At 64.9% G+C, this 18,207-nt stretch carries 8 protein-coding genes; 2 read left to right on the forward strand and 6 right to left on the reverse strand.

The features are described 5' to 3' along the window. From treY to GGD62_RS21485, 6 genes are read right to left on the reverse strand one after another with little or no spacing between them, the layout of a single operon-like run. Positions 1-2,787: a malto-oligosyltrehalose synthase gene (treY, locus tag GGD62_RS21460; RefSeq protein ID WP_183710062.1), complete on the reverse strand. Its 2,787-nt coding sequence runs from the start codon at positions 2,785-2,787 to the stop codon at positions 1-3. Position 2,788: 1 nt separating this feature from the next. Then, on the reverse strand, positions 2,789-4,540 hold the full coding sequence (treZ, locus tag GGD62_RS21465; protein ID WP_183710064.1) for a malto-oligosyltrehalose trehalohydrolase: 1,752 nt from the start codon (positions 4,538-4,540) through the stop codon (positions 2,789-2,791). Beyond that, positions 4,537-6,615 (reverse strand): glycogen debranching protein GlgX, encoded by a 2,079-nt coding sequence (gene glgX / locus GGD62_RS21470; RefSeq protein WP_018318518.1) that lies wholly within the window; start codon positions 6,613-6,615, stop codon positions 4,537-4,539. The genes treZ and glgX overlap by 4 nt, the downstream gene beginning before the upstream one ends. Before the next feature lie 3 nt (positions 6,616-6,618). Next, positions 6,619-8,766, reverse strand: a complete 2,148-nt coding sequence (glgB, locus tag GGD62_RS21475) for a 1,4-alpha-glucan branching protein GlgB (RefSeq protein ID WP_183710066.1) — start codon at positions 8,764-8,766, stop codon at positions 6,619-6,621. Then, complete coding sequence (treS, locus tag GGD62_RS21480) at positions 8,759-12,052, reverse strand: maltose alpha-D-glucosyltransferase (protein ID WP_183710068.1); 3,294 nt, start codon at positions 12,050-12,052, stop codon at positions 8,759-8,761. Before treS ends, glgB begins: the two co-directional genes overlap by 8 nt. A gap of 11 nt (positions 12,053-12,063) precedes the next feature. Next, the gene (locus tag GGD62_RS21485; RefSeq protein ID WP_183710070.1) at positions 12,064-14,010 is read right to left on the reverse strand and encodes a maltotransferase domain-containing protein; all 1,947 of its coding nucleotides are present in this window, start codon (positions 14,008-14,010) and stop codon (positions 12,064-12,066) included. A gap of 204 nt (positions 14,011-14,214) precedes the next feature. Between GGD62_RS21485 and malQ the strand changes: the two genes are divergently transcribed. Next, positions 14,215-16,176 carry a 4-alpha-glucanotransferase gene (gene malQ / locus GGD62_RS21490; RefSeq protein WP_183710072.1) on the forward strand — a complete coding sequence of 654 codons (1,962 nt, stop codon included), beginning with the start codon at positions 14,215-14,217 and terminating at the stop codon, positions 16,174-16,176. Between the two features lie 41 nt (positions 16,177-16,217). Beyond that, entirely contained in the window at positions 16,218-18,020 is a 1,803-nt protein-coding gene (locus GGD62_RS21495) for a glycoside hydrolase family 15 protein (protein ID WP_183710074.1), read from the forward strand. The last annotated feature ends 187 nt before the right edge of the window (positions 18,021-18,207 follow it).

Here is an 18,207-nt window from a genome sequence, read left to right on the forward strand (position 1 = left end):
TCAGGCGCGCACGCGCGGCCGCGCGGGCCTGATGGCGCTTGCCGTGCGGGCCTCGATGACAGCGGCGGGACGATCACCGAAAGCCTGGGTGACCGGCAGTTCGTGGCCCTCATGGCCCGTCGCGGCATAGCCTGTGATATCGACGGTCGCGTCAAATCCCTCCAGCGCGGGCCATTCCCGGCCGGCTTGGGTGAACGGCGCGAACTGACGCCCGACCACGACGATCGCCGCAGCGCGGCCATGGCGGCGGGCGAAGGCAATGACATGGTCGGCATGTGCGCCGCGCACCGCCAGCGGCTGATAGTCGCCTTGAGCGAAGACGTCGGCGAGTTCATTGCGCAGCTTGAGAAGACGCCGTGTCCAGGCCAGCTTGAGCAGGCCGTCGGGCCAGCTCTTGATCAGGCCACGCCAATCCGGATCGTCCAACGAATCCAGCGCCGCGTGCCGCGCGCCAAAGTCGACCGGGCGACGGTTGTCGGGGTCGACCAGCGACAGGTCCCAGAACTCGGTGCCCTGGTAGAAGTCGGGCACGCCGGGCAGCGTCGCCTTGAGGGTGAGCTGGCTTAGAGAATTCAAGGCGCCGAGCAGCGCCACGCGTCGGGCCAGCGTTTGCAGCGAATCCAGGAATTCCCCTGACAGTGCAGGATCGAGGATCTTGTCGATAAAGCTCTTGATGCCGTTCTCATAGGCTTCATGCGGGTTGAGCCAGCTCGTCTCTTCCTTGCCCTCGCGCGCGGCCTTCAGCGCATAGGCCTGGATGCGCTCGACGAAGCCGGCATCGACCGGCCCGTGCAGCGGCCAGGCTCCGAGCAGGGTTTGGTAGAGCATGTATTCGAACGTCGCCGACGGCGCGCGGTAATTGCCGTGGAGCGTGAGGTGCGGCGCGTTCAGCACCTTCCAGCGCGCCACCGCGCTGGTCCATTCGCCGGGGATCTCGCTGATCGCCGCGATGCGCGCCCGGGCGTCCTCGCCGCGCTTGGTGTCGTGGGTGGCGGTCGCCGTCATTCCCAGCGGCCATTCCCTGGCGCGGGCCTGCATGGTCTCGTGGAAGGCGGAAATCGTGAGCCCGGTGCTGGCGGGATCGCCGCCGACCTCGTTCAGCGCGAGCAAGCGGTGGAATTGATAGAACGCGGTGTCTTCCAGCGACTTCGCCATCACCGGCCCGGTGAATTGCTGCACTTTCAGCGCAAAACGGCGCACGCGCGGGGCGCTGTGCGGGGGGCGGCCGGGCTTGAGCAGGTCCATGGTCAAGGCGTCGCGCAGGAAGTCGAAGATGCCTTCGTCCGCGGCGAACCATTCGGCGCGGGCGCGCGCGATGGTGTCGTCGATCAGCTTGCGGTCGGGCGCGGTCGGGCCGCTGTTGGTCAGATAGGTGCGGTACACCGGGAAATGCAGCACATAGAGCTCGAGCGCCTGCCGCAGGCTGTCGGCGGAGAAATCGCGCGTCGAGTAATGCCCGTTGGCGATGCGCGCGAGCAGGCGCGTCAGCACGGTGAATTCGCTGGTGAGCAGCGTCTCCAGCACGCGCCGCTTGGCGTCCTTGACGTAAGGCGCAAGCCGCGGCGGCCGGTTGCTGACCTGCCGCCAGGTCTCGTCCAGCGCCCCCAGTCCCCCGGCCTCGACCAGCGCATGGGTGATGACGTTCATCCATTCATAGCCGGTGGTGCCCTGAACCCCGGCGAAGTGCGGCAGGCGTTCGTGCTCGCACAGGATCTTCTCGATCACCGTGTAAAAGGGCTTTGTATTTCCTTGCGCGTCGCGCACCAGCCGGCGCAGCCGCTGGCAATATTGCGCGGGATCGCGCAGGCCGTCGATGTGATCGAGCCGGATGCCCTGCAGCTTGCCGCTGGCGATGAGCTGCTTCACCAGCCGGTGCGTGGCGGCGAAGGTGCTCGCGTCCTCGACGCGCAGACCCGCGAGCCCGTTGACGTCGAAGAAGCGGCGATAGTTGATATCGCTGGAGGCAAGCCGCCAGTGCCCGAGCTTGTAGTGCTGGCGCTCCAGCAGATGATGCAGCGCCAGCGTCGGTGCGGGACGATCCTTGGCGGCACGATAGGCGGCGAGGCCGCGTGCGATGACTTCGGCAGCACCAGGGATCTCCCTGAGCTCGGCCTTGAACGCGGGGGCTTCCTTGCGGTTGGGGCGGCGTAATCCGGTATAGCGCGCTGCGAGCGACAGCAGGCGCTTGCCGGCCTCCGTCTCGGCGGCATCCGCTTCCTTGACGATCATGCGCAGCATCTCGCCATAGCGCTCCGGCGCGACGGGCAGGCGATGTTCGAAATACCAGGCGGAAAAGCTTCCCTGGTCCGGATCGTAGCGCAGCTCGATGTCGCCGCGCTCGAGCGCCTCGCCATAGGACGCCCCCAGGATCGGCAGAAGCACGCCGCCGCGGGCGCGGTAGGCGAGCTGATCCCAGTCGATATCGAAGGAGACCGCGTGAGGCGAAGCCTGGCCCCATTCCAGCACGTCGAGCCACCAGGGATTGTCGGCGAAATGCACGCCGACATGGTTGGGCACGAAGTCGATGATGAGGCCGAGGTCGTGCTTGGTCAGTGCCTCGCTCAGCCGGGCGAAGCCGACTTCGCCGCCAAGCTCCGGACTGAACTGGCTGTGATCGACGGTGTCGTAGCCGTGGGTCGAGCCCTTGCGCGCCTTCATCACCGGCGAGGTATAGAGATGCGTGATCCCCAGCGCTTTCAGATAGGGCACCACCGCGGCGGCCTTGTCGAAATCGAAATCCGCGGTGAGCTGAAGCCGGTAGGTCGCGAGCGGAATGGCGGGAGGCATCCTAACCTCCGAGGCGCCAGACCACCGACCAGGGGGCAAGCCGGTCGCCGATCTCGCCGCCCCAGATCGGCGTACCCGCGCTGATATTGGAGATGATTTCTTGGTCCGACAGGTTGGCGGACAGGCGAAGCACGGTGCCGTCGCCCATGCGCCAATGCGCGGTGAGCAGGCCGCTGTCGGCCGCCTCGGCCTCGCCGAAGCTCGCGCCCCTCAGCCGCGGCATGATCTCCTTGCGGCGAAGCGCGAGCAGCTCCCGGACCAGCGCGAGCCGCGCGTCCTGCTGCGGCGTGCGGCCGGTCCAGTCGAGCACGGCTGATTGCAGCGTTGCCGGATCGAGCGGGTCGGGCACCTCGTCGCCGTACTTCTCGTAAGCCCAGGCATATTCCTGCTTGCGCCCCTTGCGGACGGCATCGGCCAGTTCGCCGTGGAAATCGCAGAAGAAGGGGAAAGGGGCCGTGGAGCCCCATTCTTCGCCTTGAAACAGCATCGGCACCATCGGCGCGAGTAGTGTCACTGCAAGCGCCGCTTCGATCTGCTGCGGCGACGCCAGGCTCTCGAGCCGGTCGCCGAGCGGACGGTTGCCGATCTGGTCGTGGTTTTGCAGGAAATTGACGAAGGTCGCCGGCGGCAGCTTGCCGCTCGGCTCGCCGCGCGGCTTCTTGCCCCAGAACTCCGAAACTTCGCCCTGGTAGACGAAGCCGGAGGCCAGCGCGCGGGCGAGATCGAGCCGCGGCGTTTGATAATCCGCGTAGTATCCGGCGAGCTCGCCGGTCAGCATCACGTGCCAGACGTGGTGATAGTCGTCGTTCCACTGTCCCCGATATTTCCCGTTCGGCGGCTCCTGCGCCGCGTCGAGCAGGCTGGCGCGATTGTCGCCGTTCTCCAGCACGAGATGGATGTGCCGCCCCGTGGCCTTGGCAAGCTCGCCTGCGGCGACGCTGAGGTCCTGCAGCATCGATTGCTCGCCGGGGATCGCCATGATGTGATTGGCGGCATCCAGCCTCAGGCCGTCGAAACGGTAGTCGCTGAGCCAGGACAGCGCATTCTCGACCGCGAATGCGCGCACCTGCGGCACGCGATAGTCGATCGCACTGCCCCAGGGCGTGTGGGCGTCGGTGAAGAAGGCCGGCGCATAGCGGCCGAGATAATTCCCCTCGGGCCCAAAATGATTGTAGACGACGTCGAGGAACACCATCAGACCGCGCAGATGCGCTTCGTCGATCAGCGTCTTCAGGTCTTCGGGCCGGCCATAGGCGCTGTCGGGCGCATACCAAAGCACGCCGTCATAGCCCCAGCCGCGGCGCCCGGCGAAATCGGCCAGCGGCATCAATTCCAGCGCGGTGATGCCCGTTGCGACGAGATGATCGAGCTTGTCGATCATGGCGCGGTAAGTGCCTTCGGAGGTGAAGGTGCCGACATGGGTCTCGGTCAGCACCGTCTCTTCCCAGGGGCGGCCGCGCCAATCGCGCGCACGCCACGAAAAGGCGTCGTGATCGATCACCTCGCTCGGCCCGAAAACATCCTCGGGCTGAAAGGCCGAGGCGGGATCGGGTACCTCGATCTCGTCGTCGATCCTGAACTTGTAGGGGCTGCCGGCGGTGAGGCCGGAAATCTCGGCCACGTACCAGCCATCCTGCCGGCGCTGCATCGCGTGTCTTCGGTCGAGCAGGAGGTCGACACGCCGCGCGCCAGGCGCCCACAGGCGGAACGACACGCCGTCCTTTGTCGGCCTCGCCCCGAAGGATGGCCTCATAGCGCCCCCGCGAAGGCGAGCACGGAGCGCGGCGGCGCCTTGCTGTCGCTCCCGGGCGGGAACTCGACCGTATTCAGCTTGGCATCGGTCGTGTTCAAGATCTGCTGCCAGCTCTTGTATTCGGTCATTTTGGGCAATTTGAATGCGATCTCTTCGGGGGCGGCGTTCAGTACGATAAAGATCGCGGCCCCACCCGGTTCCACCGGGCCCATCACATAGGAGAGGAATCTTCCCTCCGGGAATTTCCAGTCGTTCTCAGTCATTTCGTCGCCCGCAGGTGTCAGCCACAATGCGCCGTACGACACGCCGTCTGCGGGGCGGCCGTCGAGCCAGCGATGGCTGCGAAGCTGCGAGAACCGGCGGCGGATGTCGGCGAGATGGCCAACGAAATCGACCATGTCGTCGCCCTCTTTGCCGAGATTGTCCCAGCCGACCCAGCCGATCTCGTTGTCCTGGCAATAGGCGTTGTTGTTGCCGGATTGCGAGTTGCCGACCTCGTCGCCGGCGAGGATCAGCGGAACGCCCTGCGCCAGCATCAGGCAAGCCAGCACGTTCTTGCGAAGCTGACGGCGCAGGGCGAGGATCTGAGGATCATCGGTCGGCCCCTCGACACCGCAATTGTTGCTGTGGTTGTCGTTGGAGCCGTCGCGGTTGTCCTCGCCGTTGGCCTCGTTGTGCTTCTCGTTGTAGCTGAAGAGGTCGGCGAGCGTGAAGCCGTCATGGACGGTGATGTGATTGATGCTGGCGCGCGGCCGCCGTCCGTCATGGTTGAACAGGTCGGACGATGCCGTCATCCGGCTGGAGATGTCGCCGATCAGGCTGCCTTCGCCGCTCCAGTAGCGGCGCATGGCGCTGCGATAGCGATCATTCCATTCCGACCATTGCGAGGGGAATGCGCCGACCTGGTAACCGCCGAGGCCGAGGTCCCAGGGTTCGGCGACGAGCTTGACGGTCGCAAGCACCGGATCCTGCCGGATCGCGGTCAGGAACGAGATGCCGCGATCATAACCGTTCGGTCCGCGCGCGAGCGTGGTGGCGAGGTCGAAGCGGAAGCCGTCGACGTGGCAGACCTCGACCCAGTAGCGCAGGGAATCCATCACCATCTGCAGAACGCGCGGATGGGTGAGATTCACCGACGAGCCGCAGCCGGTGAAGTCGTCGTAATAGCGCGGGTTCTCGCGGTTGAGCCAGTAATAGGAGGCGTTGTCGATGCCGCGGTAGCACAGCGTCGGGCCGAGATGGTTGCCCTCGGCGGTGTGGTTGTAGACGACGTCGAGCATCACCTCGATGCCGGCATCGTGCAGGCGCGCCACCGTGGTGCGGAAGGAGTCGAGCGCATTGTCCTGGGCGTAGCGCAGCTCCGGCGCGAAGAAGGAGAGTGAGTTGTAGCCCCAGTAGTTGGCGAGCTTCTTCTCGACCAGGATGCGGTCGTCGACGAAGCTGTGCACCGGCAGCAGCTCCACCGTGGTGACGCCGAGCTTCTTCAGGTGCTCGATCATCGCCGGCGAAGACAGCCCGCCATAGGTGCCCCGCAGGTTCGGCGGCACGTCGTCGCGCTTCTGGGTCAAACCCTTGACGTGAGCCTCGTAGATGACGGTGTCTTCCCAGGGGATATTGGGACGGATCTCGCGGCGGCCCCAGTTGAAGGTCTCGTCGACCACGACGGCCTTGGGCATGCCGCGGGCATTGTCGCGCCGATCGAAGGACAGATCCTCGCGCGGGCTCCCGGTGCGGTAGGCGAAATGCGCATCGCTCCAGACCAGGCGTCCCGCGAGCCGCTTGGCATAGGGATCGAGCAGCAGCTTGTTCGCGTTGAAGCGGTGGCCGTGCTCGGGCTCGTAGGGGCCGTGCACGCGATAACCGTAGAGCTGGCCGGGCGAGACGTCGTTGAGATAGCCGTGCCAGACATCTTCGGTTCTTTCCGGCAGCTCGATGCGCTCGAGCTCGCGGCGGCCTTGCGTGTCGAACAGGCAGAGTTCGACCTTCTGTGCGTTCGCGGAGAACAGCGCGAAATTGGTGCCGCGTCCGTCCCAGCTTGCGCCGAGGCGTGCAGGCGATCCGGCAGTCAGGCGCATGTGTCAGCTTTCCGGAACGAGAAAGATCGCGGCGAGCGGCGGAATGGTGAGGCGGAGCTCGGGCGCCTTGCCTTCAACGGCATGAACCTCGCCGATGTTCCCGACATTGCTGCCGCCGTAATGGGCGGAGTCCGAATTGAACACTTCCTTCCACTTGCCGGCAAAGGGCACACGAACGCGATAGTTGCGATAGACATTGGGTGAGAAGTTGATGATGACGAGACACCGCGCCTGCTCGTCAAATCCCTTGCGCAGCCAGGCGAACACGTTGCGGTTGGCGTCATCCGTGATCAGCCATTCGAAGCCGGCCTGGTCGCAGTCCATCTGGTGCAGCGCCGGCACCGCGCGATAGAGCCGGTTGAGGTCCCGGATCAGTGACTGAATGCCGGAATGATACTTGTATTCGAGCAGGTGCCAGTCGAGCGACTGGTCGTGATTCCATTCGCGGCTTTGGGCGATTTCCGCGCCCATGAACAACAGCTTCTTGCCGGGATGGCCGAACATGAAACTGTAATAGGCGCGCAAATTCGCAAAGCGCTGCCACTCGTCGCCGGGCATGCGGCCGAGGATCGAGCGCTTGCCGTGCACGACCTCGTCGTGGGACAGCGGCAGGATGAAGTTTTCCGAGAACGCGTAGTGCAGGCCGAACAGGATCTCGCCGTGATGGTGCTTGCGGTGAACAGGGTCCTTGCTGATGTAGTTCAGCGTGTCGTGCATCCAGCCCATGTTCCACTTGTAGCCGAAGCCGAGCCCGCCGAACTCGACGGGGCGCGAGACCTGCGGCCATGCGGTGGACTCCTCGGCCGCCGTGGTCGCCTGCGGGAAGCGCGCGAAGACCTCGGTGTTGAAGCGGCGCAGGAAGTTGATCGCCTCGATGTTTTCGCGGCCGCCATACTGGTTCGGGATCCAGGCGCCGGGCGGCCGGCTGTAGTCGAGATAGAGCATGGACGCGACGGCATCGACGCGTAAGCCGTCGATCGCATAGCGCTCCATCCAGAACAGTGCGTTCGACACCAGGAAGTTCGTCACTTCGGTGCGGCCGTAATTGTAGATCAAGGTGCCCCAGTCGAGGTGGCGGCCCTGGAGCGGGTTGGCGTGCTCGTAGAGCGCGGTGCCGTCGAAACTGCCGAGCCCGTGCGGATCGTCGGGGAAGTGACCGGGCACCCAATCGAGCAGCACGCCGACACCCTCGCGGTGGCAGGCATCGACGAGGGCGGCAAAATCCTCCGGCGTGCCGAAGCGGCTGGTCGGCGCATAGAGGCCGGTCGGCTGATAGCCCCAGGAGCCATCGAAGGGATGCTCGCTCACGGGCAGGAATTCGAGATGGGTGAAGCCCATGTCGCGGGCATAGGCCGGCAACTGTTCGGCCAGCTCGCGATAGGTCAGCCATTCATCGCCGTTCTTGCGACGCCACGAGCCGAGATGCACCTCATAGATCGACATCGGCGCCGACAGCGCGTTGATGCCGTCGGGCGCCGGGCGTGGCCGTGGCAAATGCGTTTCGTCGAACACGATGGAGGCCGTCTTCGGACGGACTTCGCTGGCAAAGGCCATCGGGTCTGATTTCAGCGGAAGCAGATGGCCGTGCGGCCCGATGATCTCGAACTTGTAGTGATCGCCGGCTTTGGCATGCGGAATGAACAATTCCCAATACCCGGCGCCGCGCACCCGCATCGGATGGCGCCGTCCGTCCCAGAAATTGAAATCGCCGACCACGGAAACGCGGCGTGCGTTCGGGGCCAGTACCACGAAGCCGATGCCGTCGATGCCCTCGAGCCGCATCGGATGCGCCCCGAGCTTGTCGTAGAGGCGCTGATCGGTGCCTTCGCCGAGCAAATAGAGGTCGAAATCGGTCAGGATCGGCGGAAAGCGGTAGGCGTCCTCGAACTCGACGACGCTGCCGCCGAATTTTGCGCGCAGCTGATAGTGCTTCGAGCCATTGGGCAGGGCGCCGATGAACAGGCCGGAATCATGCACGCGGTCGAGCGGAGCGACTTCGCCATGCTCGCCAACTGCCTCGACATTTGAGGCCTCGGGGAGAAAAGCGCGCACCACGCTTTTATCGCCTTCGGGGTGCAGCCCGAGATAGTGGAAGGGGTCGGAGTGGCGGCCCTCGATGATCGCATAGGCCTCGGCTGGCAGTTTAGGCATGGGCTTCGCTCCCGGCACTGGACAGAATGCGAAGCAGTCCGGTCAGCGGCGCATGGAGCCCCTCAGGCCGGTTGGACAGCTCGTACTCTACTTCATCGAAGGCTTGATCAAGCAGGAAAAACCTTAACAGGCCTTCCGCGGATTGCCGATCCTCCGGCCACAGCCGTCGATCGGTCATGGCTTCGCGATAGGCGGACAGGAAGGTTGCGGCGGCTCGCTCGCGCCATTCGTCGAGCGCGGCGGTGATCCGGCCCTGCTCGTCGGAAGCACCCGTGAGCGCACGGCTCAGCGCCGCGTTAACCGAGAGATCGATCGAGCGGATCAGGCCGGCGACGTCGCGCGCGGCCGGCGCCTTGCGCCGCTTGTCGGCCAGCGGCAGACGCGGATCGCCGTCGAAGTCGATGATGAAGATATCGTCCTTCACGATCAGAGTTTGCCCGAGGCGGAAGTCGCCATGATGACGGATGCTCAGCCCGCCGATCCCGGAAGGCAATAGCGCATTCAGGTGGTCGGGCAGGGACGTGCGCACGGCGGCGAGCCGGTCGATCAACGGTCGGTCCGCCTCCCGCAGGCCGTCGCGGCTGTCGGCCAGCCGCTCGAAAACCCGCTCGGCCCGTGCCTTGAGGTCGGACACAAATCGTTTGGCGTGCGTAGAGCCGATCGGCTCTGGAGCAAGATCGTGCGGCTCTGCCGCCGCCAAGGCGACATGCAACTCGCCGAGCCGCCGGCCGATCTGCGCGATGAAGTGCAGATAAGGCGCTTGCTCCTGGGTCTCGCGCGGCGCTTCGCCTGCCGATAGCACGCGCTGCTCGTCGATATAGCGATCGAGATAGCCCGTGGTCACGGTCCAGCCGTCACCCTGGTTCTCGACATAAGCATGGAGCACGCCGAGCGTGCTGCGCTGATCGCCTTCGACCAGCTCGACGCTGCCGAGCAGCGCCGGCGTATTGGCAAAGCGCGCGACCTCGGTGAGGTAATGGCCGATCTCGATCTCGGGGTTGATGCCGCCTTCGAGCTGGCGATAGAGCTTGGCGACGTACTGGTTGTCGACCAGCGCGGTGCTGTTCGATTGCTCGATCGCGCGGATGCGTTCGGGCTCCTTGATGGTGTAATCGGCGAAGCGGCTGGTCGCCTTGAACTCCAGCCGCAGATTGTTTTCTTCCACCACCAAATTCTGCGACAAGTTGCGCAGGAACAGGCCGATGAAGATCTGATCGGTCGCCACGTCGAGCAGCGTGCCTTCGCGCGCGCCCTGGCGCACGGCGGCGAGCGCCTTCGGGTTGAAGCGCTCACGGTCGAAGCGCACCCACTCGATCTGCATCGGCAGCACGTAGCGCGACGCGGCGTCCTGGTCGGCCTTCTGGAAAAAAGCGATCCAGGGCCTGTTGTCGCCGATGTCGCAGAACGGCACCGCCGAGGTCAGCGTAGTCTTGATCTGCTTGGGATTGTGCTCGGGATACCACCGCGTCCGCGACAAGAATCCCGGTAGCACGTCGCGCTCGAACACGCCGCGCTCGCGGGCGAGCGACACCCAGTTCGAGTTCACCGGCACCACCAGCGTCTCGAACTCCGGCACCGCGCGCGGCGTCACCGGCTCGGACTTGTCGCGTTCCTGAAGCTGGAACCAGTAGAAGCCGTAAGGCCCCAGCGTGATCATGTAGGGCAGTTCGCCGATCGCAGGAAAGCGGGTGCGGCCGAGCATCTCCTGCGGGATGCGATCCTTCCAGGGCGACAGGTCGAGCTCGGTCGCTTGCGCTGCGCGCGACAAATTGGCGACGCAGAGGATCACCTCGTCGCGATATTGGCGGACATAGGCCAGCACGGCGCGGTTGGCCGGGCGGATGAAGGTCATGGTGCCGCGGCCGAAAGCGAGCGTCGACTTGCGCACCGAGATCAGCCGCTTGGTGGCGCTGAGCAGCGACGACAGGCTGCGCGACTGGGCTTCGACGTTCACAGATTCGTAGCCGTAGACGGGGTCCATGATCAGCGGCGCGTAGAGGCGGGCGGGGTCACAGCGCGAGAAGCCGCCGTTGCGGTCCGGGCTCCACTGCATCGGCGTGCGCACGCCGTTGCGGTCGCCGAGATAGATGTTGTCGCCCATCCCGATCTCGTCGCCGTAATAGATGATCGGCGTGCCCGGGAAGGACAGCAGCAGCGAGTTCATCAGCTCGATCTTGCGCCGGTCGTTGTCCATCAGCGGCGCAAGGCGCCTGCGGATGCCGACATTGATGCGGGCGCGCGGATCGTTGGCGTAGGTGGTCCAGAGATAGTCGCGCTCGACGTCGGTGACCATCTCCAGCGTGAGTTCGTCATGGTTGCGCAGGAACAGCGCCCATTGGCAGCTTGCCGGAATGTCCGGCGTCTGGCGCAGAATGTCGGTGATCGGGAAGCGATCCTCCTGCGCGATCGCCATGTAGATGCGCGGCATCAGCGGGAAGTGGTAGGCCATGTGGCACTCGTCGCCACGGCCGAAATATTCCTGCACGTCCTCCGGCCATTGATTGGCCTCGGCCAGCAGCAGCTTGCCCTTGGAGTAGGAATCCAGCTCGTGGCGCAGGCGCTTGATGATCGCATGCGTCTCGGGAAGGTTCTCGTTCGAGGTGCCCTCGCGCTCGCACAGATAGGGAATGGCATCGAGCCGGAAGCCGTCGACGCCGGCGTCCAGCCAGCGCTTCATCACCTGGATCAGCGCGCTGACCACGCGCGGATTGTCGAAATTGAGATCCGGCTGGTGCGAGAAGAAGCGGTGCCAGTAGAACGCACCGGCCTCGTGATCCCAGGTCCAGTTCGACTTCTCGGTGTCGGTGAAGATGATCCGCGTGCCCTGGTATTTCTGGTCGGTGTCGCTCCAGACATACCAGTTGCGGGCGCTGGAGCCGGGATGGCTGCGGCGCGCGCGCTTGAACCATTTGTGCTGGTCCGAGGTGTGGTTGACGACCAGCTCGGTGATGACGCGCAGGCCGCGCTTCTGCGCTTCCTGGATGAAGCGCTTGAAGTCCTTCATGGTCCCGAAATCGGGATTGACCGAGCCGTAGTCGGCGATGTCGTAGCCGTCGTCGCGCCCCGGCGAGGGATAGAACGGCAAAAGCCACAGCGCGGTGACGCCGAGCTCCTGCAGATAGGGCAACTTCTCGGTCAGACCGGCGAAATCGCCGATGCCGTCATTGTTGCTGTCGGCGAAGGCCTTGACGTGGAGCTGATAGATAATGGCGTCCTTGTACCAGAGCTCATCCACGATCTCGGCAGCCTCAAGCTTCTTGGTGTCGACGGAAGACAGAACATTCATGGCGTGACCCCTTACGCCAAGCAGCGGAACAAGAGCGCCGGATCGCGGTCGGGATCGATACGCAACCTGATCCCGCCCCATTCGATGCGGGACTGTTCGCCGGTGAGAAGGTTTTCGAGTGTCGTCACATGGTGCCGCTGACCGCCGGCGTCAACGGTGACGTCGCCGAGCGGCAGCCAGCACTCGCGCAAATGGCCCGAAAGCGCGATCACGCTGAGGACGGTATTGGCAGGCTCGGCCGCTTCCTTGACGAAGGCGATCGTCTCGCCGTCTTCAACGCCGAGAAACCGCAAGTTCGCCGTTTGCTGGAGCGCGGCATTATCATTGCGGATTCGGTTTAGACCCGCAATGTAGGACTTGATGTTGCCGGGCCGATCCCAGTCGCGTTGCCGGATCTGGTATTTCTCGGAATCCAGATATTCCTCGCGGCCGGGCATCGCCTCGTGTTCGAGCAGCTCGAACCCGCTGTAGACGCCGTAACTGCCCGACAATGTTGCCGCCAGCGCAACGCGCGACTTGAACACCCAGGCTTCGCCGCTCTGGAGATGATAGGGCAGCAGGTCGGGCGTGTTGACGAACAGGTTCGGGCGATAGAAGTCGCGCTCGGGATAGCGAGTCAGCTCGCCGAGATATTGCTCCAGCTCCCACCTTGTCGTGCGCCAGGGGAAATAGGTGAAGGACTGCGCAAAGCCGAGCTTGGCGAGGCCCTTCATCAGCTTCGGCCGGGCAAACGTCTTGGAGAACAGGATCACCTCGGGATGCCGGCGGCGGATGTCGCGGACCAGCCAGTCCCAGAACGCAAGCGGCGCGGTGTCGTGGTTGTCGATGGCGAAGATGGTGACGCCTTGGTCGATCCAGAACAGCATGGCGTCGCGAAACCCATTCCATAGCCCGGCCCGGTCGACGGAATTGAAATCGGGGATCACGATGTCCGAATAGGGTCCATCGGCCGTCCGCACCGAGCGGTCCGGCCGCCATTTGAACCATTCCGGATGCTGCGTCAGCCAGGGATGGTCGGGCGAGCATTGCACGGCGAAATCAAGCGCGAGCTCGAGACCATATTCCAGGCAGGTCGCGACCAGTGCGCGGAAATCCTCGATGGTGCCGAGCTCGGGATGCAGCGCATCGTGGCCGCCCTCGGCGGCTCCGATCGCGTAGGGCGAGCCGGGCTCGCCTTCGGTTGCCACCGGCGCATTGTTGCGGCCCTTGCGGCGGCGACGGCCGATCGGGTGGATCGGCGTGAAATAGAGCACGTCAAAACCCATCGCGGCGATATCAGGCACGCGGGCGATGCAGTCTCGCAGCGTGCCGTGCTGGCCGGTGACCTGGCTCTGGCTGCGCGGCATCATCTGATACCAGGCGCCGAAGCGCGCCTTGTCGCGGTCGACGGTCAGCGGGAAGGGCTGCGAGCGGGTCAGGTCCGGCCGGGACTGGCTTTCCGCCATGGCATTGCCGAGCTCGGCGGCAAGCAGCGAGGCGACATCGCCGGTCTGAAGATAATCCTCGCACTGTCTGACGATGACGGCCGCCGCGTCCCGTCGCGCGCCATGCGCCTTGGTCAGGAGCCCGGCCCCCTCGATCGCATCGAGGCTGACATCAACACCCATTCGCTGCTTGCGCGCGACCCCGTGCGACCAGGTGGCGAACTCGTCGGTCCAGGCCTCGATCGCATAGACATATTGGCCGGGCTCAACGGGTGTGAATCCGCCGGACCAGCGGTCATTGCCCCGATGGTCCATCGGCTCGTGCTTCCAGTCGCGGTCCTGCTCGCGGCGCCAGATCAGCGCGGCCCCGACCACGGCATCGCCATCGCGGTAGACATCGGCCCACACCTCCATGCGCTCACCCGCGATCCGCTTCACGGCGAAGCGGCCGGCATCGATTGCGGGATAGACGTCCTCGATCAGGAAAGCGCTGCCGGCTGCGGCACTTTCGACAGTTTGAATTGTCTTGTTCACGGTGATGCCATTGACAAGAAAGCAGGAGCCCGTTTCCCTTGTCGGGAACCTACGCTTGATACCTATATAGAAAGCCGGTTGTGTGTCATTAGTTCCCTCGGGAACGGGTAGCGCGGTCTGCGAGTTAGGGCTGACTAACGTCTTCCACCGTCTCGTTAAAATTGATGCCCCCGGCAAAAGGGTGGCCTGCAAGCTGCGTGCCGAATGGATCTTTTAGCTCAAGCCCGCATCAAGGCCGTTCAATCCGAATTCATCGACGCCCTCGGAAAGCTGCGGGTCACCGATCCCGTGGCCCTCAAATCCATCCTCGATGCCCTGCCGGAGAAGCGGGTTTACCGGTTCGTCAGCGGGCCGGTCGTGGTCCGGGCCTTAGGGCATCCGCGCACCGAATTGGCGACGATCGGCGCGCCGCCACTGAAGTGGAAATTGACCGCAAAGGCGGAGGTGATCGCCGAGGGCGAGGCCCGCGAGCCCGTGATCGCCTGGCCTGCCCGCCTGCCGCTCGGCTATCACCGGTTGACACTGACTGATGCGGAAGGTGTGACGGAAGAGGTGCCGATGATCGTGGCGCCCGAGCGCGCCTTCGGCGGCGATTTCGACCGCGGCTGGCTGCTTGCCGTGCAGCTCTACAGCGTCCGTTCGGACCGCAATTGGGGCATTGGCGATTTCACCGATCTCGCCGATCTGGTCCGGCTCGCAAAGCAGCTCGGGGCCGACGGCGTCGGGCTCAATCCGCTGCATGTCCTGTTCGACGACCACCCGGCCGATTGCAGCCCTTATTCGCCGAACAGCCGGCTGTTCCTCAATCCGCTCTATATCGACGTCGAGGCCATTCCCGAATTCTCCCCAGACCTCGTCCCCGACGCAGCCGCGACCGCGGCGCGTCTGCGCCAAGGCAACCGCGTCCCCTATGCCGATATGGCGGCTTTGAAATGGCTGGGGCTGCGCGCCGCCTTTGACAGCTTCGTGACGACGGCAAGCGCGGCGCGCCGCAAGGCGTTCGACGCCTTCCGCGCCGCCCGCGCGCCCCTATTGTCCCGCTTCGCCTGCTTCGAGGTGCTGCGCCATCGTTTCACCGCGCCATGGTGGGAATGGCCGGTTGAATGGCAGCAACCGGATGAGGCAAAATGCGCCAGCTTGCGCAATGGGCCTGACAAGCGCGAGGTCGAGTTCGTCGAATTCGTGCAATGGACCGCAGATAGCCAGCTGCATGCTGCCAAGGAGCTTGCCAGCCAGCTCGGCATGCGCGTCGGGCTCTATCTCGATGTCGCCGTCGGCGTGCAGTCCAACGGCTTCGATGCCTGGAACGAGCAGATGGCGATCTCCCGTCATCTCGCCGTCGGCGCGCCGCCCGACGTGCTCAACACCATCGGCCAGGACTGGGGCCTTGCCGGCTTCAACGCCGGCGGCCTGGAAGCGCAATCCTTCGTGCCGTTCGCCGACATGCTCGCCGCTTCAATGCGCCATGCCGGCGCGATCAGGCTCGATCACGTGCTCGGGCTGAAGCGGCTTTATCTGGTGCCGCGCGGCTTCAAGCCGGACAACGGTGCCTATGTGCAGATGCCGTTCGAGGCGCTGCTTGGCGCGGTGGCGCGCGAGAGTGCGGCCCACAAATGCATCGTGATCGGCGAGGATCTCGGCACCGTGCCGGAAGGTTTTCGCGAGATGATGCAGGATTTCGGTATCTGGTCCTATCTCGTCATGATGTTCGAGCGCGACGATGCCGGCCATTTCCGCAACGTCGACCATTACCGTCCCAACGCGCTGGTCACGCTGAACACGCATGATTTGTCGACCTATGCCGGCTGGCGCTCCTTCAGCGACCTCAAGATGAAGCGCTCGCTCGGGCTCGATCCCGGCGAGAACGACCAGGCGCGCTGGGATGCGCTCGGCAGGCTCGACGAGATCCTGCGCCAGAACGGCATTCGTGCCAACGACCTCTATTCCGTGCTGGCCTTCCTGTCGCGCACGCCGTCGCGGCTGCTCGCGGTCTCAATGGAGGATCTGCTCGGCGTGATCGACCAGCCCAACATTCCCGGCACGATCGACGAACATCCGAACTGGCGTCAGCGCTTGCCGGTCGCGCTCGACAAGATCGCCGCGAAGGTCGACCTCACGGCCTTGCGAGCCGCGACGCGGGAACGTTCGCTGAATGGCGGGAGTTGACGCGCGAGGGTTACAAGGGCTCTTTCAAGGCTCGCACGACATTGTCTCAGAGGATCGAGGACTATGCGCTGATCGGTGATTGCGAGACCGCGGCGCTGGTCGGGCGCAACGGCTCGATCGACTGGCTGTGCTGGCCCGCCTTCGATTCCGATGCCTGCTTTGCCGCCATCCTCGGCACCCACAAGAATGGCCGCTGGCTGATCGCACCGGGCGAGGACGTCACGAAGATTTCGCGCCGCTATCTCGGCAACACTCTCATCCTCGAAACGCGTTTCGAGACGAAGAGCGGCACCGTCGCGCTGATCGATTTCATGCCGCCGCGCGGCAAGGCGTCCGACATCGTGCGGCTGGTCCGCGGCGTCAGCGGCGCGGTGAAGATGCGGATGGAGCTCGTCATCCGCTTCGGCTTCGGTACCGATATCCCCTGGGTGCGGCGGATCGACCATTCGCTGATGGCAATCGCCGGCCAGGACATGACGGTGCTGCGCACGCCGGTCGAGACCCGCGGCGAGGATCTGACCACGGTGTCCGATTTCGAGGTGAAGGCCGGCGAGACGGTACCCTTCGTGCTGACCTACGGCCCCTCGCATCTGGAGCCGCCCGCGCCGATCGATCCGGAGATCGCGCTTCAGGATACCGAAAAGTTTTGGCAGGATTGGTGCGGCCATTGCACCCGCGACGGAGACTATCAAGACCTCGTCATGCGCTCGCTGATCACGCTGAAGGCGCTGACCTTCGCTCCGACCGGCGGCATCGTCGCGGCACCCACCACCTCGCTGCCGGAAAAGCTCGGGGGCAGCAGGAACTGGGATTATCGTTTCTGCTGGCTGCGCGACGCCACCTTCACGCTGCTGGCGCTGATGAACTCGGGCTATACCGAGGAAGCCCTGGCCTGGCACAATTGGCTGCTGCGCGCGGCGGCTGGCTCGCCGGCGAACATGCAGATCATGTACGGCATCTGGGGCCAGCGGCGGCTCTTGGAATGGGAGGCGGGCTGGCTCGACGGCTATGAGGGCGCGAGGCCGGTGCGCGTCGGCAACGCCGCGCATGCGCAGCTCCAGCTCGACGTCTACGGCGAGCTGATCGACGCCTTCCACCAGTCGCGCATGGCCAAGCTCAAGCTCGATGATGAAACGACATGGGCGCTGGAATGTGCCGTGCTCAATCATCTGGCCGAAGTCTGGGACCGGCCCGATCACGGCATCTGGGAGCGGCGCGGCCAGCCCAGGCACTACGTCTTCTCCAAGGTGATGACCTGGGTCGCCTTCGACCGCGGCATCAAGAGCGCCGAGACCTTCGGCTTCAAGGCGCCGCTGCTGCACTGGCGTACCTTGCGCGAGGCCATTCATCGCGACGTCTGCAACCGGGGGTTCGACGTGGAGGAAAATGCCTTCGTCGAATCCTACGGCTCGAAGCTGCTCGACGCCAGCGTGCTGCTCCTGCCGGCCGTGGGCTTCCTGCCGCCGTCGGACCCGCGCATCCGTGGCACCATCGCCGCGGTCGAGACATGCCTGATGCGCGACGGCTTCGTGCTGCGGCACGATCCGCGCGAGCTGCCTGCGGGGCAGCCGCCGCTCGAAGGCGCGTTTCTGGCCTGCAGCCTGTGGCTCGCCGATGCCCACGTGCTCGCCGGCGATCTCGACAAGGCGCAGATCTTGCTCGATCGCGTCGTGGGCATCGCGAACGATGTCGGCTTGCTGGCGGAGGAATACGATTCAGTCGCCCGGCGCCAGACCGGGAATTTCCCGCAGGCGCTGACGCACATCGCGCTGATCAACACCGCGCATAATCTGTCGGCGGCAAGACAGGAGAGCGAGAAGCCGGCGGTGCAGCGGTCGAAGTAAGGGAGAGTTGCGTCCGCGAGGGAGGTGCGCTCCCTCTCCCGCTTGCGGGGGAGGGCTGGGGTGGGGGTGCCTCCGCTGGGCGAGAGCCCCCGAGAGGAGAGAGCCCTCACCCGCCGCTACGCGGCGACCTCTCCCGCAAGCGGGAGAGGTAAGAGAGCTCGCGGCTCGATCCATCAAGTCACAGCAA

The organism is Bradyrhizobium sp. ERR14 (genome assembly GCF_014198235.1).
Classification (GTDB): Bacteria; Pseudomonadota; Alphaproteobacteria; order Rhizobiales; family Xanthobacteraceae; genus Bradyrhizobium.

Bases quoted from the DNA above. Each gene is read 5' to 3' on its own strand.
- treZ (WP_183710064.1), bottom strand. From the start codon at position 4,540: ATGAGGCCATCCTTCGGGGCGAGGCCGACAAAGGACGGCGTGTCGTTC.
- glgB (WP_183710066.1), bottom strand. From the start codon at position 8,766: ATGCCTAAACTGCCAGCCGAGGCCTATGCGATCATCGAGGGCCGCCAC.
- malQ (WP_183710072.1), top strand. From the start codon at position 14,215: ATGGATCTTTTAGCTCAAGCCCGCATCAAGGCCGTTCAATCCGAATTC.
- treY (WP_183710062.1), bottom strand. From the start codon at position 2,787: ATGCCTCCCGCCATTCCGCTCGCGACCTACCGGCTTCAGCTCACCGCG.
- glgX (WP_018318518.1), bottom strand. From the start codon at position 6,615: ATGCGCCTGACTGCCGGATCGCCTGCACGCCTCGGCGCAAGCTGGGAC.
- treS (WP_183710068.1), bottom strand. From the start codon at position 12,052: ATGAATGTTCTGTCTTCCGTCGACACCAAGAAGCTTGAGGCTGCCGAG.